General features: G+C 30.2%; 16 protein-coding genes. 6 read left to right on the top strand and 10 right to left on the bottom strand.

Annotation, left to right across the window (positions count from 1 at the left end):
* Positions 1-7: 7 nt before the first annotated feature.
* A complete protein-coding gene (locus tag Q0X98_RS04030; protein ID WP_297681734.1) occupies positions 8-4,393 on the bottom strand; it encodes a PilC/PilY family type IV pilus protein in 4,386 nt (1,461 codons plus the stop codon).
* 307 nt (positions 4,394-4,700) lie between these two features.
* On the opposite strand from Q0X98_RS04030, the gene Q0X98_RS04025 reads away from it, so the two are divergent.
* Genes Q0X98_RS04025 through Q0X98_RS04005 form a run of 5 tightly spaced genes read left to right on the top strand, consistent with a single transcriptional unit; the run spans position 4,701 to position 9,153 of the window.
* Entirely contained in the window at positions 4,701-5,582 is an 882-nt protein-coding gene (locus tag Q0X98_RS04025) for an AAA family ATPase (RefSeq protein WP_297681733.1), read from the top strand.
* Positions 5,579-6,502 (top strand): DUF58 domain-containing protein, encoded by a 924-nt coding sequence (locus tag Q0X98_RS04020; protein WP_297681731.1) that lies wholly within the window; start codon positions 5,579-5,581, stop codon positions 6,500-6,502. The genes Q0X98_RS04025 and Q0X98_RS04020 overlap by 4 nt, the downstream gene beginning before the upstream one ends.
* Positions 6,489-7,934, top strand: coding sequence for a DUF3488 and transglutaminase-like domain-containing protein (locus Q0X98_RS04015; RefSeq protein WP_297681729.1), 1,446 nt, complete (start codon positions 6,489-6,491; stop codon positions 7,932-7,934). Before Q0X98_RS04020 ends, Q0X98_RS04015 begins: the two co-directional genes overlap by 14 nt.
* Positions 7,912-8,397 (top strand): hypothetical protein, encoded by a 486-nt coding sequence (locus Q0X98_RS04010; RefSeq protein WP_297681727.1) that lies wholly within the window; start codon positions 7,912-7,914, stop codon positions 8,395-8,397. Before Q0X98_RS04015 ends, Q0X98_RS04010 begins: the two co-directional genes overlap by 23 nt.
* Positions 8,398-8,451: 54 nt before the next feature.
* Entirely contained in the window at positions 8,452-9,153 is a 702-nt protein-coding gene (locus Q0X98_RS04005) for a hypothetical protein (protein WP_297681725.1), read from the top strand.
* On the opposite strand, the gene Q0X98_RS04000 is transcribed toward Q0X98_RS04005, so the two are convergent.
* The 9 genes from Q0X98_RS04000 to Q0X98_RS03960 all read right to left on the bottom strand — a co-directional run bounded on the left by Q0X98_RS04000 (position 9,150) and on the right by Q0X98_RS03960 (position 17,952).
* Entirely contained in the window at positions 9,150-10,478 is a 1,329-nt protein-coding gene (locus Q0X98_RS04000) for a hypothetical protein (RefSeq protein WP_297681723.1), read from the bottom strand. The genes Q0X98_RS04005 and Q0X98_RS04000 overlap by 4 nt on opposite strands.
* Position 10,479: 1 nt before the next feature.
* Positions 10,480-13,104 carry a PilC/PilY family type IV pilus protein gene (locus Q0X98_RS03995; protein ID WP_297681721.1) on the bottom strand — a complete coding sequence of 875 codons (2,625 nt, stop codon included), beginning with the start codon at positions 13,102-13,104 and terminating at the stop codon, positions 10,480-10,482.
* Positions 13,105-13,234: 130 nt separating this feature from the next.
* Positions 13,235-13,585, bottom strand: a complete 351-nt coding sequence (locus Q0X98_RS03990) for a hypothetical protein (protein ID WP_297681719.1) — start codon at positions 13,583-13,585, stop codon at positions 13,235-13,237.
* The gene (locus tag Q0X98_RS03985) at positions 13,585-14,145 is read right to left on the bottom strand and encodes a hypothetical protein (RefSeq protein ID WP_297681717.1); all 561 of its coding nucleotides are present in this window, start codon (positions 14,143-14,145) and stop codon (positions 13,585-13,587) included. Before Q0X98_RS03985 ends, Q0X98_RS03990 begins: the two co-directional genes overlap by 1 nt.
* 120 nt (positions 14,146-14,265) lie before the next feature.
* A complete protein-coding gene (locus Q0X98_RS03980; protein ID WP_297681715.1) occupies positions 14,266-14,949 on the bottom strand; it encodes a pilus assembly PilX N-terminal domain-containing protein in 684 nt (227 codons plus the stop codon).
* Between the two features lie 2 nt (positions 14,950-14,951).
* Positions 14,952-15,770 carry a pilus assembly protein PilV gene (locus Q0X98_RS03975; protein WP_297681713.1) on the bottom strand — a complete coding sequence of 273 codons (819 nt, stop codon included), beginning with the start codon at positions 15,768-15,770 and terminating at the stop codon, positions 14,952-14,954.
* Positions 15,770-16,327 (bottom strand): hypothetical protein, encoded by a 558-nt coding sequence (locus Q0X98_RS03970; RefSeq protein WP_297681711.1) that lies wholly within the window; start codon positions 16,325-16,327, stop codon positions 15,770-15,772. The genes Q0X98_RS03975 and Q0X98_RS03970 overlap by 1 nt, the downstream gene beginning before the upstream one ends.
* Entirely contained in the window at positions 16,308-16,964 is a 657-nt protein-coding gene (locus Q0X98_RS03965) for a type II secretion system protein (protein ID WP_297681709.1), read from the bottom strand. Before Q0X98_RS03965 ends, Q0X98_RS03970 begins: the two co-directional genes overlap by 20 nt.
* Complete coding sequence (locus tag Q0X98_RS03960; RefSeq protein WP_297681707.1) at positions 16,936-17,952, bottom strand: PilT/PilU family type 4a pilus ATPase; 1,017 nt, start codon at positions 17,950-17,952, stop codon at positions 16,936-16,938. The genes Q0X98_RS03965 and Q0X98_RS03960 overlap by 29 nt, the downstream gene beginning before the upstream one ends.
* A gap of 177 nt (positions 17,953-18,129) precedes the next feature.
* Here Q0X98_RS03960 and pilM point away from each other — a divergent pair, with 177 nt between their 5' ends.
* Positions 18,130-19,719, top strand: coding sequence for a pilus assembly protein PilM (pilM, locus tag Q0X98_RS03955; RefSeq protein ID WP_297681705.1), 1,590 nt, complete (start codon positions 18,130-18,132; stop codon positions 19,717-19,719).
* The last annotated feature ends 75 nt before the right edge of the window (positions 19,720-19,794 follow it).

The following is a 19,794-nucleotide window of genomic DNA, read 5'->3' as shown; positions in this document are numbered from 1 at the left end:
ACTTTGGTTAAAAATTTTCTCTCCAACTACTTCTATATTTATTAACTCCACTGCTTAACGACTCTATGACTACAAGGTCATCTTTATTTGGATTTTCTGATTTTTCTGTAATATTTGCATAAATTTTTGATCCATGAATAACTAATTTAGATAAAACACCCGTTCCAACAAAATAACATTCCTCTCCTTTATGTTTGTTTGGATTACCTGGAAACCTGCTTGAAATATTTGTTCCACATTCTGCATCAGCTGCACAAATAAATGCATCACCCGAACCACAAGATAAATTATTTTTACTACTTGGTTTATAAATTGGATAGTAGACAGTACCATCTGCAAGTGATGGTTCAGCTACAACCTTTTTTTGATCTGTTAATTTTATATACCAACCAAGATCTGCATTTTCAGGACAGTTTGCACCTGTACTATCAGATGTGGTATCTTTGCAGTTTGTTAATTTATCTGCTGTTGCTACATCATTAACATGACCAAAGAAAGGAAAGTGCACATCTTTAATTCCAAACATTAAGTTGTCAACAGATGCGGGATTAACCATTACATCATTAAGATTTAAATAGTCTCCTGTTCCTCCATACAGCCAAAGTTTTTTATATTTTGTGCCAATTCCAGCCTCTAAAGAATGATACATGAATCTATTATTGAATAATCTACTGGCTTCAAGGTTAATTAAAGTAGTTTGATCATATAAATCAATTGGTAGAGATTTAGATGATAATGAGTCACTTGTTGGATCATAAGCATGCTCATATTCCATATTAGTTAAATTAATTTTAGTAATCTTGCCCTCTAAATCCGATAAATAGACTAAAGCACCTATATATTCAGCTTCACCTGAATTTCTTGCGTTAATTACTACTGGTGTTGATGGTAAGGAGTTTACAATATCATTTGGAGTATCTTCTATATCTATTCTCTTTTTTACTTTTCCTGTCAACCAGTCAATTATATAAACATTAGATCCAATTTTTGGATATGGATAACCATAACCACCAGACATAACTGCAACGTACTCATCATCTAGAATATCATTATCCCCTCTGCCTTTATTCGGTATCCTAATTACTCTAGGGGATGACCATGTTTCACCTAAATATCGGTAATCAAAATCTCCTCCTCCTGCAGCTATATCACCAATTTGGATTATACTGATAGTAGAATTTGGAATTGGACTTATTTTAGATTCTCCAAGTGTATCAAAAAGATAATCTTTAGAAAAAGTAAAAATTGTATTTCCATCTAAGTTTTGTAGATTTGTACTTGCTGTAACATCTATTCCATCTGCTAGGATTGTTAGATTTGTTTTGTTAATTGTATCTCCAACTAAAGTCCATTTTTTTCCTTTGTAACAAGAAGTTGTACCTGTGCTATCACAAATATTCGTAGTACCACTTTCTTTATTGGTAATTGCATTATAAGTTTCTTTAAAATCAGCAATGGAAACTCTTTTTGAACTATATGAAAATTCAGAAATCTCTCCATTTTCTGAAGCATGAAAAATTTTTTGTGCTGCTGGATCGTTTAATACTGAATAAATATGATAAGGTTTAAATGGATTAGTGACATCCAATAAGGTAAATCCTGAACCACCTCTTCCATAAGTTACCATTAATAATGTAAACCAATCAGTTCTTTTTAAAACTGGATGATAAAAATAAGTATCATGGACGGTAATTGAACCATCGAGTAAGAATAACGGGTTTGATCCTCCACCATCATCCTGATTATAATTTGGATTTATCATCTTTGGCATTTTAGGAATTACAAGTGGTGGAACAAATCCCCACAACTCTTCTCCTGTGTCTGTTGTAAAAGCGTGCAAAATCCCATTATTAGCTGCTGCATAAATTACCTCTCTTCTTGGCGTATTATTATCAGCCCAAGCTGAATAATTATTCTTAGCTCTAAAATATGCTTCTTCATTTTTTTTTTCAGAAGATCTTCTTGCTGAAGGAACTCCAACTGTTACAAGTTGTGAATTATAAATATCTGCAATGTAAGCTTTGACAATTCCACCACCAGTTTTTGTTTTTTTCTCTTCTCTAGTTCTGTATTCTTCTAAATTACAATCTCCATCGTAATCAAAATAGTCTTCTCCTCTTATAAAATTTATTAATCCTTTGTCTTCATCATTATTTGTTCCATCTCTTACTATGGATTGACTTTTACATCTTAATAAATTTTCACGTCCGTCTGATACCGCTAGTTTGCTATGGTACTCTTGTATTTGATTTCCAGTTTTCTCAAATAATCCTCTAATTTCAGAAACATTGTTAATATGAAAATTATTCCAATCAGACGTATAATCTGTACCAGGTAAAGCTGTCCAAATTTTTCGACTGTCTGGGTTTTTCATTTGTTTGGCTGCATTCCATTTAAAACCATCTCCGGTAGTTAATGACCCACTATGCGCCTCGCCATCAGATGTTAATTCTGTCTTTATGATAGTTCCCCACCATTCTTTTGTATTTCTGTTCTGAAATTTTGCTTGATACAATTCACCCTCTGATAAGACTTCTGCTGATATAGAAGGGGCCGAGTAAGCAACTGTTTTTGATATAATTTCTCTTACTATTGAATTAGTAACTGCTTTTAGATCTTCTGGAGTTTTAGCAACAAAAAAACCTTGTTTATCTGATCCTTCCGTACCACCTGCAATTGCAATTTCCTTAAATCTTTTTTCTACAACAGATTTACCTACAACATCACTTCCATATCCAACTGAATAAGTTATGATTTTTTTTGATCTAAAAAGACTTGAAATTTTTGACTTAGCATACCTATGAGTATCATCCTTCCACTCTCCATCTCCAATAAGAATAATAGCAGTAGTTTGGCAATCCAGTTCAGAATTATGTGGATTAATTGTTGGATCAAAATAATTAAAATATTTATTTGCTAAATCAGCAAACCCTCTAGCATGTGTACCATAATGAAGAGCAAAATCTGTACTTAAAAAATTTAATATTTGCTCAGATCCCAGTGGATTAATTCCTACGGCCATATAAGCATCCTCGCTTGGATTAACTGGAGCATTAAAAATAGGCTGCCCTCGTTTATAAAAACCATTAAAACTTACTGATCCACCATTCCATAACCCTAGTCCAAAGTTTGCTTGAGTTAAAATAGAAGAATCACTTAAGACAGATTTAATTGCATCTTTTGCACCCGTAATTCTTGAAACTCCTTTATTTCCAAAGCTTCTAACAAAACTTAAGTCATCTTTTTTAAGAACAGTTATTTCTAGTCTTTCAGAGTTAGCAACATAAATTAAATTTTGATCTGCCGCATTTCCATTTCCAATATCAATACCTCTTGGATAGTATAAATAAGGATCTTCATTTCCATTGGTATCGGTTTTATAACCTTCAGCTACACCTACAGATTTAATAAGTTTTACGGTTGAGCCGTTATCTTGATACTTACAAATTTTATGCCTATTAAAACCTGATGTATAAATGAAACCATTACTATAAACGATGCTATCACCTTTTCCTCTTCCACACTCAGTATCTTTTTGAGCTGAAAATAAGCTAGATCCAACTGGGCAACCTGAGCTATTTAATTCATATTTATATAAGTTTCCGTTTACACCATCTTTACTAAAAAGATAATCTTTAGTTCCAATTCTAGCCACATCAATTGCGTCATCCAAACGATCCAGTGTTGATAAGGCCACACTACATTTCATCCAATTATTTGATGAAAGGTGTCCATTGAGTGTGATTACAGTCCATGATTTCTTTGTTATATATAAAAGTTTACCAGTATTTTGATTGATGCTCATTGCTCCAACACCAGTAAACATAGTGGCTGCACCTTTATTTCTCATATCTTTTGGTGCACTGGAGTCTTTAAAAGTTCCGTTTGAAGAATTTGCTTTTGCTGTAAAAAATCTATTTTCGTTTTTTTTATTTTTATTGATAGACATCAAAGCAGATGAAGAACCTGTCTTTGTATGAGATCTATCGACAACTGCATAAATGTAACCCCCATATATATCAATTGATTTAGTGTAATCTAAATTTCCTTTTTTATCATTTAAGACAATCCCATTTCTTTTTCCAAAAATACTATCAGCAGTTACCCATTTGTCCGTATAAGGATTCCAATAGTTAATTCCCATATTTGCAGTCATTGCAGAAAAATAATTACCATTAAAATTTCCAACAACATCAACAGGCGCGCCTTTCATGCTGTCACCATTTTTTGCATCTAGTCCATCCGCTGGTTCAAACATACTGTTAGATTTATCGACTAAAAATAAAATATTTGCTGGAATTGAATTTCCTGATCCTGGAGGAAGTGATTTTGCTAATGCTGAATTAGTAAGTGCTAAAATTAAAAAAATAAATAATAATCGTAAATAAATCATGGTAAATTTATAAAGAATATTTATTGCTTATAATCAAAAAAATTTCTAAAGAACCCAATATGATCAAATTATCTTAATTGTTAAGTTTAAATGTTTAAATTGAATTTATTTGGTTTTGAATTGTATCAACTAATTTTTTAGAATTTTTTTCATTATAATACCCGAAATATCAACCCTTCTAGTATAGTAATATAAAAATTTAATATGTAATTCTGAGTACAATTTTACTCGTATATTATTACTTGAAATTTATTATATTTGATTTTACTAAACATAAACCAAATCTATATTCTAATAGTATTAAACAATGCTCAATAATTTAATTAAACAAGTTTCAAAAATAGTTGTTGGAAATGAAAATAAAATCAAACTTACATTAGCTGCTATATTATCTGAGGGCAGTGTGCTCATTGAAGACAACCCAGGGTCAGGTAAAACTACATTTGCAAAAACAATTACATTAAATTTAGGACTAAACTTTAAGAGAATTCAATTTACTTCGGATTTATTGCCAAGTGATATTTTAGGATTTAATATTTTTAAAAATGAAGAGCTTAATTTTCAACAAGGACCAATATTTACAAATATTGTTTTAGCTGATGAATTAAACAGAGGAAGCCCAAAATCTCAAAGTGCGTTTTTAGAGGCGATGGAAGAAAAGAATATTTCAATAGATGGGCAGACTTATAAATTACCAGATCCTTTTTTTGTAATTGCTACTCAAAATCCAATGGATAGCTCAGGAACAAGCACTCTTCCAGATAGTCAGTTAGATCGATTTATGATCTCATTTTCACTTTCTGAATTAAACGATCAAGATAAGATACTAATGTTAAAAAATAATATTGATTTGGATAATATTAATTGTGAAAAGATAAATTGGAGAGAAATAAAAGATAAAAAAAATCAAGTTAATGTAAGTGATGAAATTTATAATTATGTCTTAGAAATTGAACAGACAATTCGTTCTTTAGATCAACAAATTTATATTTCCCCACGTTGTCTTAAACAAATTATTGATCTTGGAAGAGGGTGGGCAATGATTCATTCAAAAAATTATGTAACACATCAGGATATAAAAGACTTGTTACCTTACGTTCTAAAACATCGAATTAAGTTTCTAAAACAAGAAGAAAAGAAGGATTTTGTCATCAACGAAATACTTAACAAAATCAATATTAAGAAATGATAGCTTCAGCTATTAAAGGAATTTTTAATCACCAAATATTTGAAAATATCTTAAATAAAAATAGATCTAAAATTATTATTTATCCAAATTTAAATGGTCTTAGTGTTGGGGTGCTAGTTTTTTTTTGTTTTTTAATATCTGTGTTTTATGAAAATAACTTTGCTTTACTGTTATCAATTATTATTTTTTTTATATTCTTTATTTCAATTTTTATCTCTAATCAAAATTTAAATCATTTGGATATTCAATGGAAAGATGAATATTTTTTAGAACAAAATAAATATGAAAAAATTTATTTACAAATTTTAAATGATACTAATGAAAAGAAATTAAATATTGATTTAGTTTATCAGGATAAAACTATTGGAAACTTTAATTTTTTAAAAAGATTTAATAAAATTTTTATACCATTTTTTAATGAAAAAAGAGGTGCATTTAAAATTCAAAGATTAAGATTAAAATCGACTTATCCATTTGGCATTATAAGAACAAAAAGATTTTTTGATTGTGAAAGTAAATTAATTGTTTTTCCTAGAATGTTAAAACCCAATCAAGATTTATTGAATGAATTTAATATAAATTTAAATGGACACACATTGGATGAGTTTGATGGAATTGAAGATTATAAAAATGGTGATGATTTTTCAAAAATCGCCTGGAAAAAATCAACTCTCAAAAATAAAAAATATATTAAAAAATTTGAGCAACCAGAGAAAGAAAAGAAATCAGTTTTAAATTTAGATTTATACCAAAGTATAGAATTTGAAACTTTATTGGGTTATGTAACTTTTATTGTTCAGCACTATTATAAAAATAAGATCAATTTAATTGTTAAACACTTAGATCAAACTTTTTATCTTAATCAAAATGAAAATTCTTTAAAACAGATTTTAAAATATTTAGCAAATGTCCAGAACTAAGATTTTAGATTTAAAATATTTATCCTTTTCAATTTTATTATTATGCTTGGTATCAATTTCTGAGAATTTATCTTTAACTAATAAAATATTCTGGGCTGCATTAATAGTCATTAGTATATTTTTGTTTAATTTAAAATTTAAATATAAAAATGTTCTCACAGGTCTCTATGCATTAGGACTATTGTATCTACAATTCACTTTTGATCGGTATATTTTTTCTGAAGAATTCTTTATTCACTGCCTTGGCGTTTTACTTATCGTTAAGTATGCTGAAATAAATACTAAGAATAATGAATTATCATTTTGTCTAATTTGTATGATCATCAGTATTACAAGTCTGATTAATGGACAGGATATTTTAAGTTCGGTAATTGCACTATCTATAATTATTCTATCTGTAGTTAACTTGTATCTCATTCAACAAAAAGAAGTGATGGATTTTAATTTTAAAAATGTATTAAAATATCTAAGTTTTGGATTAACTATTTTTCCAGTTATTATCATTTTCTATTTAATCTTCCCTCGTGCAGAAATAAATTTTAGATTATTTAATCCATCAGGAAGCTCTTTAGGGATACCCGATACTATTCAATTAGGATCATTTGAAGAGTTTTCTAATTCTGATGAAAAAGTTTTCACTTTAGTTAATCAAGATTTTAAAAAGGAAGATTTATATTTTAGAGTTAAAATATTTGATTTTATGGAACCAGATAAATCATGGAGACCAACATCTGGGCTTTATTTTTATAATCAATTTAAAAATTCACTTAAAATAAAAAACTTGAATAAAATTAGTGATACCTATGAGATAATTTTAGAACCTTATAAAAGAAGATGGATCCCATCCCTAAATAATTCTGAACCCATCTCAGATACAATCAATATATCTAACGATTTTTATAATCAAACTTTTATAAGTAAAAAGCCTATTGATCGAAAACAACAAATAAAATTTCAAAAATATAATATAAAATATGAACTCAGCGATGAGATTAAAAATTATTATATTGATCTACCTGATACCATTTCAAAAGATCTAGTTGATTGGGTCAATATTAATAAAAAAAATAAATCGAATATCCAATTTTTAGATCATATTTTAAATACTTTTGCAGATGGCACTTATTTTTATAACTTAAATCCCGAAGTAGATGCTGGTAACAACTACGCTGACTTTTTTTTAAAGTTAAAAGAGGGATATTGTGAATATTATGCAGGGACTTTTGTGCTACTTTCAAGACTTGCAAATATTCCAAGTCGAATTGTATCTGGGTATTATGGGGGAGATCTTAATACAGTTGGTGATTTTTATGAGTTTAAACAGAAAGACACTCATGCTTGGGCAGAAGTTTGGTTAGATGACAGAGGGTGGGTTAGAGTTGATCCTACTTCAGTTATACCAGCTTTAAATGTTAAGAAATTCTTTAAATGAGGTTTTTAATGATGAAAAAATTGTAAATACTTCATTGTTTTCACCTAAAATATTTAAATTAATGAACTATTATATTGGGTATGCTGATTTTGTCTGGACAAGACACTTATTGTCTTATGATAATAATAAACGAATTTCATTTATTGAAGAAATATTTAATTTAAAATTTTCAAAAATATTTATTTGGATTTTTGCTCCTGTTTTCATATTTTTAGGCTTTAAAATTATATTTAAAATTAATACAACAACTATCATTAATTTATTATTTAATTTTATAGTTTGGAAAAGTAAAAAAGAAAAAAAGGTATTAAATTCAGATACTCATCAACAAATTATTAATAAATTAAAATTACATACCCAAAATAAATATGGATCATTTTTCAATTTGTATGAAAGCTTTAGATATTCAGATCAAAATATTGAATTGACAAAAATATTTAGAACTTTTATGTCATCAAAGTAAATATGAAAAAAATAATCTCAGTTTTAGTTATATCTAATTCTTGCTGTTTATGTTTTGGTTGAATTTGTAGGTGATAGTATAATTAAAGGATCTCTTGAAAGTAATATTACAAATACCTTAGATAGAAAAACAACTATAGGAGATTTAAATATCAGCTATCTAAGTGGAAGTGCTGAGATAGAAGACTTAAAAATTCAAAATAAAGATTTTCCTGGTCATTTAATTTTATTAAAGAAGGCATCTGCAAAATTAAACACTTCTTCTATATTTAGCGATAAAATTGAAATTGATGAAATTTTAATCAACGGAGTAAATTTAAGTTATTATTTTATTGTTAATAATAAAATGAAAATAAATGATAATGTTAAATCTTTACAAAAAACATTAAATAAAGAAAGCTCAGCTTCTTCAAGTTCTAAAAAGTTTGTAATTAAAAATTTAAAGCTAAATAATATTATTATTTCAGCAAAATCAGAAAAATTAAATCTTGATAAAAGTATTAATTTTGAAAATTTAGGGTTTAAAAATATTGGAAACACTAAAGATAGCAAAGATTATAAAACTGTTCTTAAAGAAACTATCAATAAAGCCATGAAAGACATGAAAAATAAGGTTTTAAGAGGTAATGTGGGCAATGCATTAAATAAGGTAAAAAATATTGATCAGGATAAAATTAAAGAAAAGATCAAAAAAGAACTATTTCAAAACAAAGATAAAGTAAAAAATAAGCTTAAAAAATTACTTAATAAAAATTAAAAGTTTCCTTCTCTCCAAGAAGATCTCATTGCCTCAACATCTTCTTGAATACTATTTAATTGAACAAGGTCCGTTTTATCTTGAGTAGATTTACCTGCTATATTTGCAAATAATTTATTTCCAAAAGCAACTAATTTAGATAAGACACCACTTCCAACATATAAACATTGCTGATTTCTATTTGCGGCATCATTTGTTCCAAGACGACTTGAGTAATTGGTTCCACATTCATCATCAACAGCACATACAAAAGCTTTACCAGGATCACACTGGTTTAGAGAGGTTGTAGGTTCATAAATTGGAAAATAAGCAACACCTCTTGTAACAGTTGGTTCTGCTATAACCTTTTGACTATTTTCTAATTTGATAAACCAACCTACATCTTTTGTGACTGGACCAAATCCTCTTATTACTACCTCTTCGTTGCTATCTAACGGGCATTTAATTCCAGTACCATCATCAGTAGTATCTTGGCAGGCGAATAATGAAAGTGGAGAGTATATTTCACTTACATCTTCATAATAAGGGAAATCTTTGTCTCTAAAACCAATGAGTAAATTATCAATATTATTATTTTTAGTGGTTACTCTTTCATAATCACCTGTTCCTGCATATAGCCAAAGATTTTTAGAGGTTGTGCCTATAGCTGAGTCCATGCTATGGAACATATAACGTCCATTTGTTGAGGTTGACAAAGTTTCAAATATAACAGTACTATCATATAATTCAGTTCTTAAACCTGCTTTAGTTTGAGTCATATCGGTTAAGTTTATTTTAGTAACTTTGCCTTCAAGATCATTTACATAAACCAAAGCACCTTTATAGTTTATACCTGTTGTTTGATCAGCAGTTATGACAACTGGAGTAGCTAATACAGAATTTATAATTTCATGACTCACATTCGTACCATTAACATTATCTGAAACACTTATCGCTTTATCAATACTTCCTGGTCGATCAATAAAATCATCTAGATCAACAACAAAAACTCCTGAGCCAACTGTTTTTGAGGCAGCTCCATAACCAGCACCCATGACTGCAACATATTTATCTGTATTACTTGTAACTGGCATTCTAAAAATTCTAGGAGAGGACCATGTTTCTCCTAATTTAGTGTAATCATATTCAGCTGGTAAATTTATACTTAATCTTGCAATTGCATCTGGTTCAATTGATATTGATAAATTTTTGTTAGTTGGGTTTTGGGATATTCCACTTGTATCTCCGTTATAAGTTTGGGCTGAGCTAAATGAAATTGTAGTTTTACTTCCATTTTGAGAAACTTGATAAGCAGTTGTGATTATTCCATCAAAAAATATTGTCATATCAGTTTTTGTTAACCCTGAAACTGGCAAGTGTAAAATTTCTTCCAGTATAACAAGAAGTTGTAAGTGTGGTGTTGCAAGTGCTGTCCACACTATTATCTGCTTGATAATTTGCAATAATGGTATCCGCTTCATCTAAATCTAGCCAGCTATAGGTCTCATCTATGTAATCAAAGCGAGAAACAATACCTAAATGGTTCATTCTTAATACTTCGTTTTGAACACTATCATTATAAATTGAATATAAATGTAAAGGTTTCTCTGGATTGGTAACATCTAAAACAGAAAATCCAGCCCCACCTCGTCCAAAAGGAACCATCATAATTGTATACCAGTTGGTACCTCCAAAATATGGGTGTTTAATAAACATATCATGTACAACTGGAGATCCATCTACACCATAAATTGCACTGGAACCTCCTTTGTCTCCTAAGGCATTGTTATCGTTTAGACTTGGATTGACAATTAAAGGTAATTTTCCAATTATAAACGGAGGTATAAAGCCCCATAATTCTTGTCCAGTATTTCCATTAAATGCGTGAAGCATCCCATCATTAGCACCTACATAAATTGTCTTAGCTCTATTCTCATTTGCATTTTTAAAAGCTTGATAATTATTTATAGATCTAAAATAGGCTTCTTCATTTTTTTTAATAAAATTAGTATTAGCACCTGGTGGTCCAACAACAACTAATTCAGAGTGATAAATATCTCCTAAATATCCATGTCTACCATCATCATCTGTTCTTATTTCTTTTAATATACAATCACTATCATAGTCAAAATAATCTTCTCCTCTTACAAAATTAATTAAACCTTTAATATCATCTTCATTACCATTTTGAATAGAGGTTCTGCTATCACCAGAATTACTACATCTTGCTGTTCCAACATTTGTTGGACTTGTTGGTGTATCACCATGATAATCTCCTACCTCTATTCCTAAACTTTCAAATTGTTCGTTAATTAATATCGAGTTTGCCTCGGTAAAATTATTCCAATTACCATTATAGTCAGCAGCTGGAAGAACAGTCCAAATTTTTCTACCACTTGGAAGTGGCATTTGTCTTGCTGCTTCCCATGTAAAATCATTTGCAAGTTCGCCTTCTTCAGATATTGACGTTGCTGATAAAGATCCTAGCCATTCTTTTTTTTGTCTATATTGGAATTGTGCTTGATATAAAAATCCACCTTCTCCCACTTTTGATGTAATCGCTGGTGCAGTAAATGCTAATTTATCAGCTTGGATATTCCTAATAATTTCAGTTAATCTTGCTTTAAGTGTTGCAGGATTTTGTGCAACAATTGCATCACCAGTTCCACCTCTCATTGCTAACTGATTAAATTGTGCTAACCCACTAGCAGATATTCCTGATCCGTATGCAATTGGAATTGTTTTTACAGGAGAGTTTTGTCTGTTTGCAAGTTGTTGAATTTTATTAAAACCTGCATTTACACCAGTAGTAAATTCTCCATCTCCAATGACGATAATATAGTTACCCTGACAGTCTGAATTAGGATCAATTGGACTTAATGTTGGATGGTTATAATAATCTTCAGCCAAAGTTGCAAAAAAGTTTGCATTGGTTCCCAACATTGGTTGGGCTTGTCTTACTCTTGTGTTAATTTTACCTGCACCATTTCTGTCAGCCTTAACTTCAATACATCCTAAATTACTACAAGGATTTCCTCGATCTCTACCATTATCCCAATTATCTAATCCAGGAAATCGATCAGGCCCCACACCCCAAATATTACCATAAAGTACAACCTCTCTAATCATCCGGTATAGATTTAACCAATCTATTCCATATGTATTAACTGCTCTTTGCCTAGGCATAGAATTGATCCCATACTGACTAAATCGCCCCCACCTACTCCACCAAACTTGATAATCAGACCATACTCCATAACCAAAATTAACACTTGATATTAAAGAACTATCGGTAACAATTGATTGTATAGCTTGTTTTGCACCTTCCATCCTTGACATACTCGATGACATCCCGGTGACGTTTTTAAAATTTAGATTAAAATCAAAGCTTTGAACAGCTCGATTACTTTCATCTGCAACGTAAATTCTTGATGTACTTGCTTCTACAGCAATATGATAAGGGGTTCTGAACCTAATATCATTTCTATTGTTTGTTGGATTGTAGTTAATGTTTACTCCTCCATTTCTTCCGACAGAAGAATCAACTGTAATTACTGTTCCAGAAACCGAAATCTTTGTAAGATTATGGTTAACAGAGTCTGTTAAAAAAAATTGATTTTCATCAGTTGGATGCCCAACGACGGACGAAGGTGTATGAATAGGGTTAAGAGTTGTTGTGTAAGTATCATTTGGCTCATCACTAAAGCAAGTTCCATTAGGCGCAAATTTATAAAATTGAACTTGTGTTCTTTTATCGAGTGAGCCTACAGCAATTAAATTTCCTGAGGCATCAACATTAAAAGCAAAATTTGGGTGTGTCGACCATTGACCCAATCTTAAAATTCTATCTAGTATTGAATTACGGCTTGGAGAGCATCTTGTTGCATTAACGTTAACTGCTGTTAAGTCTTTGACATAGTAGTCTGCACCTCTATGGTTCATTAAAACCAATTGATCACCATTTAAAAACATTTGAGAGAAGATTTGCCCAATTCTTTCAAGTCTCGTTAGAGAGTTATTGGTAAAATTATATCGAAATAACCTTTTGTCATTATTATCATAAGTAAAAATTTGATTATCGTAGTAGACAACTTTTTTTGCATTATTCTGCTAACCTAAATCTATACCAATCATGAGATAATACTGCTCTGCTAGGATGTATATTCTCTTGAGAATTTGCGGCCTGGTTAGTCTGCCTTATTGTGTTTTGCGAATAAACTAATACTGATCCTGTATTAGTTATTGGAGCTACTGCTCGAACATTAGAACTGTAATTAACCCCTATCTGAGTTCGATCATTCATACTTCCAGATACATCTAATAGAATCAAAACGTTTGCAGGAACATCAGCTTCTCCACCAGTTCCAGGAGGCAATGTTTTTGAATTAATTGGATTAATAAATAAAAAATTTATAATTAATACATTTAATAAAATTTTAAAATATTTATTCATTAATTATCTTTTTTATGTTCTTTGGGTACTATGTTGTCAGAATTTTTTGCTTGGTTTAGAATTTCTGAAAAATTATAGTTTGAAATTTCTAATTCTTCTCTCCATAAATTTTTATCAACATTCATTCTCAAATAAATTACATAATTTTTTCTTTTTAAATCCCATACATGGTAACCATTATAAAATTTTGGATTTCCCCCAGTTTCAAAATTTCCAAATCTAGATTTTGCAAAATTCATTAAAACTAATTTTTCTGTTGTTCTATTTTGCTTTGGTTGATTTTCAACAAACATTAATATTGAAAGAAGTTTTTTATTAACAAAAGAATATTTTACAGTAATATTTTCAAATCCTATGCCACCACAAATATCACTTGCTTGTAAAAAAAATTCTGCATACTTAGTGTCTTCATCATAAATTAAAGGTCCAAATTTTTCTTCATGTTTTTTTTTAAATTTTTTTCCAACATCAATTTCAAAGTCACAACCTGCTTCTGCATTAGAAAATTGAAACAAAACTAAGCTTAGAAATACGACCGAAATTTTGAATAATTTTATCATTAATGAATAATTTAAATTTTTCTCTTATATTAAATTATTATTATCCTATATAATTATCTAGGATTAGAGATAAATTCAAATTTACTGCATAATTTGGGTTTTATTTGACCAAAATGGGGATTAACGAGGTAAAACCATTATACTTTCAAGAGGCACGATAATTTTATCATCACCAAAAATACCACAACCAAATATTCGATAGGCCATTCCATCTTTTCCAGTATCCGTTGCACCCGCTTTAATACTTTCACCAGTACCTTTAAATGGTGCTGGACCTATTTGGGTAAGAAAATACTGATATTTAAATTTACTTAACCTGTTCTGTTCCTTTGTTCTGTCTGCAGAGTCGAGATCGTGATTTATAATATTATTAGATATAAAGTCTTTGTAGCTACCTTCATGATAGACTACTTGTTTTGCAGTTGATGTAGGATTAGTTGGTGGGGGTCCTTTAACTGCTTTAAACGTTACTCGATCAACATCAGAAAAACTATTAAAACAAGAACTGACATCTGCATGAGGAGGGTTAGTTACACTTGCGTTATTTGATGGTAAACCTCTTTTAGATAAATCTCTATTTCCATCTGTTTTATAAGGTCCTTTAAATTGGTTAAGCAAATATTTTTCTCCCTCAATTAAAGCTGTTTCTGCAACATAAAACGTTTGCTGATATTCATCACTTATATTGTTACTTTGATGATCACTAGCAGAAATTACTATTAAGGCACCTCCCATCAAAGACATCGCCATTAACAAAACTAATGATAAAACTAATGCAAAACCTTTTTCATTTTTTTTTATCATTATCAAATTCCTATATTTCTTGTGTTAGCAGTTACTGTAATTGTATCTCTAAAATATTTATCATCTTTTGAAATATCTCTTCCAGTTGCAATTGAGGTTATAGTTCTCATCGCTTTTGATCGATAAAATGCTTTTGAGGAACGAACCACAATTGAAATATCAACTGTTTTAATATTGTATGCTTCTGAATCTGATGGAGCGGGGGATCCTGTGATAATTCTTCCATCTTCATCAAAAGGAATAAAGACTAAATCTTGCACGTAATCTAAAATTTTTTCATCCTCAAAAGTAGTATCATCACTATCAGTTGCTGGATCGCTCCAACTGCTTGATGTTGTATTCCATCTATGTTTAGATTTAAAAACGGCAAATCCTTCTATAACTGTTGCACCACCTGGAACAGTTTCATCAATAATTTTTGATTTTTTACACTCATAGGTAATTTTATATCTTGTATAACTAAATCGATCACCCTCTGTTGCACCTTTATCATATTCAATTCCACCAAAAACAATTTCAATTTTATCACAGCTTGAACCAATACCAGTTCCCTTTGTAATTTTAATTGGATTATGTGAGGTTGATGCTGGGATATCATCATTAATATATTTGTAACCTGCCATTCTAACTTCTCTTAAAATTTGTCCAACCAAATCTCTTCCAGCCTGACTAATTTTAGCTCTATCAGTAACTTGTCTATAAGTACTGTTTACAATTGAATAAGAAGTAAACATTGCAGCCATCATTAACACTGAGATTACAACTGCTATTAAAATTTCAACTAAAGTTAATCCTGCATCTGAACTAAGTTTTTTTTTCATTATTGAACTTGAAAATATAATTTTTTTGTTTTGTTTCCACCTTCTAACTTCAGCTCCATCTTTCCAATATAAATTTCATCATGAGCTTGTGCTCTTGTATAAGCGCATCCACTATGACACATTTTATACATGTTAAGTTTTTTTCTTTCAGATGATGCGTCTTTACATTTTAAGAAATTTTTTGACATTCTTGATGTCCATTTATCCATTTTGTTTTCTACTGCATTTGTTTTTGTGTAGTTGGTTATAATGGTTGGAGAGTTAGTTCCACATTGACTGTTTGATAAAGACCATGGGTTTGAAGCTAAATAATCAATAAATTTTATAGCTGAACGTTCTTGATCTTTATCTGAATATAAGTCCTCAGCTACCATTCCAGCAATATAATTAGCCTTAGTTCTCTCACCTGAGACATCAATAGATCTAACCGAATATTGAACCATTTGAAATACAGCAACAAACCCAATTCCTATAATTGCTGTTGCAACCAAACCTTCAATAAGAGTGATACCTTTTTCAGTTATTCTTTTTATTTTTTTATCTACTTCGCCAATCATTTTTTGAATAATTCCATTTATACTTTTGTATCATGCCAAATCTAGAGTAATTTACAAGATAAACAGGATGTTTGTCACTTGTATCAAATGATCTATTGACCGCGTCACATGAGTTTTCTTTTTTATAACAAATAGTTACATAGTTTGGAGTTGCTTTTTGGTCTAAATTTATATTGTTTTGAGTAAAAGCTGTTCCAGTTCTTTTAAAATATTTGCCTCCTTTTGAAAAACATATTGCACCATTACCCCCGCCATCAGTTAGATGAAATAATTTTATATCTTCTAAATCATAGCTTATAATTTCATCAGCTGAGCTAAATATTCCTGAGCCACAATCCATATCGTCACCATTATTTAATTTATTTGAAAACTCTTCTTGCTTAATCCCATGTGCGGAAATTTTTACACCGCTTTCAATTAAAACTCTGACATAGGGATAAGCTCCTCTTTCAACTTGAGAAGTTGCTGATGTAAAAACAGCTGCAATTTTTTCAGAGTCAGATCTTACTTGTCTATCCACTTGCCATTTACTAAAATTTGGAAATCCAACAGCAGCAATTGCCCCTATGATTGCTAGGACAACCAACGTTTCAATTAATGTTAAACCTTTAATGTTCTGCTTTTGCTGCACTAGCATCTATCTTACCAGAAGTTACAAGATCTTGAATAGATTTTTCCATGGTAATCATTCCATCTCGAACTGCAGTTTGCATAACGCTTGGGATTTGATGGATCTTGGCTTCTCTAATTAAGTTTTGAACGGGTGCTGTACATTTCATAACTTCAAATGCACCACATCTTCCTTGACCATCTTTTGTTTTAAACAATCTTTGCGTAACTACCATCTTTAATGAGGTTGAAATTTGCGCTCTAATTTGTGCTTGTTGTTCAGGAGGAAATACATCAATAATTCTATTGATTGTACTTGGTGCGCCACTTGTGTGCAGTGTTCCAAAAACTAAGTGACCTGTTTCAGCTGCAGTTAGTGCTAAACTTACTGTCTCAAGATCTCTCATCTCTCCAACTAAAATTACATCGGGATCTTCTCTTAAAGCAGCTTTAAGTGCGGCAGCAAAAGATTGAGTTTGTTTTCCAACTTCTCTGTGAGAAATAATACTTTTATTATCTTTATGAATAAATTCTACCGGATCTTCAACTGTAATAACATTTGCAGTTCTTGTTTTGTTAATTTCATTTACGATTGCTGCAAGAGTAGTTGATTTTCCTGAGCCCGTTGGCCCAGTAACCAAAACTAATCCCTTATGCATATCAATTATATCATAAAGAACTTGCGGAAGACTAAACTGATCCATATCTGGAATTTTACTTTCAACTCTTCTGCAGACGCAAGCTGGTCCGTTAATAGTTTTGTAAAAGTTTGCTCTAAATCTAAGTCCACTTAAATTAATTGCTGTATCAAGCTCGTGAGTTGTTTCAAATTTTAAAAGTTCTTCCTCATTACAGTTCATTGATAATAAATCTTTTAGATCTTGGGCTGCAACAGGCGTATCTTTTTCCATGATAATTTCCCCAGTTAATCTGTAGGCTAGAGGGGATCCGGCTCTAATATGAAAATCAGATATCTTTTTATTGTCTTTAGCTAGTTGCTCTAATTTTTCGAACATTTAAAACTGATACATTATTATTTTGAAATTTGCATATAAATTATCTATTCGACCCATTTTAGTCACCAATAAGCTTATTAAAGAATAATGTATTAAATTTTTTCTTTGATTTTTTCTTCTTTATTAATATTTACATTGTCTTACAACTTATAATATAGTTTTTAAAAGTTAAAATTAATGAACAATCCATTTACAAATTTATTCAAAAAAAAAACTGATAGCGCACAAGATATTGCACCTCAAACATCTTCTTCTAATAAAAAAGAGGGTTTTTTTAGTAAATTTTTTAAAAATAAATTAGGTAAATCTACTGTAAAAGGAGAAGAGGTCATCGGTTTAGATTTTTCTTCTAATGAAATTAGACTCGCTCAAATAAATTCAGATAAATCAAATCAATGGATTTTACAAAAATTTTACGCTCATAAGTTTGAGGGTATTCCTGAAGATGCAAATATTTTAGACCATCAAGATAAAATTGCAGACGAATTAAAAATAGCATTACAAAAAGGAAAATTTGATACATCAAATGCAGCAATAGCCATACCGGTAACAAGTGCGATTATTAGAGTAGTAACAAGTCCTTTAATGACCGATGAAGAATTGAACAATGCTGTGAAAACAGATTCCTTGTGGGAAAATTTAGTTCAACTGACTGATAACTTAGATGATTATTCTATTTTTCATCAGGTGATAAATAGAGATACCACTGGAAACACGATGGACATTCTTTTTGTTGCTTCAAAACTTGCAGACATAAATAGTTACACAGACATTGTTGAAAAAGGTGGGCTGAATGCAGTAATAATCGATGTAAAATGTTTTGCGTTAAAATCTGCAGTTGATCAAATTAATCAAATCTCAGGTACCATTGATGATTCAAATTTAACGGCCGTGTTAGAGTTTGGTTTAGATGAAAACTATGTGATGATTTTATATGAAAACAATCCAATTATAACAGATATATTTATAAGAGGTCAGGATAGAAAAACTTTAGTTGAAAGCGACAATCCTGAAGAGATGGATGCACTTGTAAGACGATATATAACCCAAGTGAAACAAGCAGTACAAGATTTTGAGACCAAATATGAAAAGAGAATAAGAAATTTAAAAGTAACTTCAAATTTAGAAAACGTTGAAACTTATCTAGCAAGTTTTAGAAAAAATTTGGTCAATACTGGTTTTAATTTATTTGATCCTTTAGATGGAGTAAAGATACCAGCTCAATTAGAGGAAAGTATTAATTTATCAAATCGATCTCACTTATCGACAGTCATAGGTTTGGCGTTTAGAAAGTTAGATGTTTTTGGTTATTTCAAATTTGTAACAGCAGTTAAAAATATTAACCTTCTTCCAAACAGAGATACAATGATGAAACAGAAAAGAGCAAAAGCTTTTTCTAATTTTGCTTTCAAGGGAATTGTTGGAATTGTATCTATAGTGTACGTTGTTTTATTTGGACTATCATTTTGGCAAATCAATACATTAAATGGCAAGATCGCTGATTATGATCAAGTAGTTCAAAATCATGAAATGAAATCTTTAGAAGCCTCTAAGGCTGCTAAAGAACTTGGTAAGCTTAAGAAAGCATTACAGTTAAGCAAATCTATTAAATCTAATAAAAAAATTAGTTTTAGAGTATTAGCTCAGATTGCATCCGCAGTGCCAAAAAGGGTTAAATTTTTAAAGTTAGATTACAATGGCTCCAATCAAATAATAATTGAAGGTTTGGCTTCAAATGACCAAGATATTCTTAAAATTAATAAGTAATTTAAATAATAAAAAGCTTATATCTCAAGCCTCTCTTGCAAGTATGTTGTTACCCAATTCGAACAACAACACTAG

Source organism: uncultured Candidatus Pelagibacter sp., assembly GCF_943788075.1.
Taxonomy (GTDB): domain Bacteria; phylum Pseudomonadota; class Alphaproteobacteria; order Pelagibacterales; family Pelagibacteraceae; genus Pelagibacter.
Note: the sequence above shows the minus strand (reverse complement) of the source record. Positions and strands in the feature narration are given on the sequence as shown.

Coding starts and splice junctions, on each gene's coding strand:
- Q0X98_RS04025 (WP_297681733.1), top strand. CDS start 4,701: ATGCTCAATAATTTAATTAAACAAGTTTCAAAAATAGTTGTTGGAAAT.
- Q0X98_RS03985 (WP_297681717.1), bottom strand. CDS start 14,145: ATGATAAAATTATTCAAAATTTCGGTCGTATTTCTAAGCTTAGTTTTG.
- Q0X98_RS04010 (WP_297681727.1), top strand. CDS start 7,912: ATGTTAAGAAATTCTTTAAATGAGGTTTTTAATGATGAAAAAATTGTA.
- Q0X98_RS03965 (WP_297681709.1), bottom strand. CDS start 16,964: ATGCTAGTGCAGCAAAAGCAGAACATTAAAGGTTTAACATTAATTGAA.
- Q0X98_RS04030 (WP_297681734.1), bottom strand. CDS start 4,393: ATGATTTATTTACGATTATTATTTATTTTTTTAATTTTAGCACTTACT.
- Q0X98_RS04020 (WP_297681731.1), top strand. CDS start 5,579: ATGATAGCTTCAGCTATTAAAGGAATTTTTAATCACCAAATATTTGAA.
- Q0X98_RS03960 (WP_297681707.1), bottom strand. CDS start 17,952: ATGTTCGAAAAATTAGAGCAACTAGCTAAAGACAATAAAAAGATATCT.
- Q0X98_RS03980 (WP_297681715.1), bottom strand. CDS start 14,949: ATGATAAAAAAAAATGAAAAAGGTTTTGCATTAGTTTTATCATTAGTT.
- Q0X98_RS03990 (WP_297681719.1), bottom strand. CDS start 13,585: ATGAATAAATATTTTAAAATTTTATTAAATGTATTAATTATAAATTTT.
- Q0X98_RS04015 (WP_297681729.1), top strand. CDS start 6,489: ATGTCCAGAACTAAGATTTTAGATTTAAAATATTTATCCTTTTCAATT.
- Q0X98_RS03995 (WP_297681721.1), bottom strand. CDS start 13,104: ATGTTTTTAAATGGTGATCAATTGGTTTTAATGAACCATAGAGGTGCA.
- Q0X98_RS03975 (WP_297681713.1), bottom strand. CDS start 15,770: ATGAAAAAAAAACTTAGTTCAGATGCAGGATTAACTTTAGTTGAAATT.
- Q0X98_RS04000 (WP_297681723.1), bottom strand. CDS start 10,478: ATGACAATATTTTTTGATGGAATAATCACAACTGCTTATCAAGTTTCT.
- pilM (WP_297681705.1), top strand. CDS start 18,130: ATGAACAATCCATTTACAAATTTATTCAAAAAAAAAACTGATAGCGCA.
- Q0X98_RS03970 (WP_297681711.1), bottom strand. CDS start 16,327: ATGATTGGCGAAGTAGATAAAAAAATAAAAAGAATAACTGAAAAAGGT.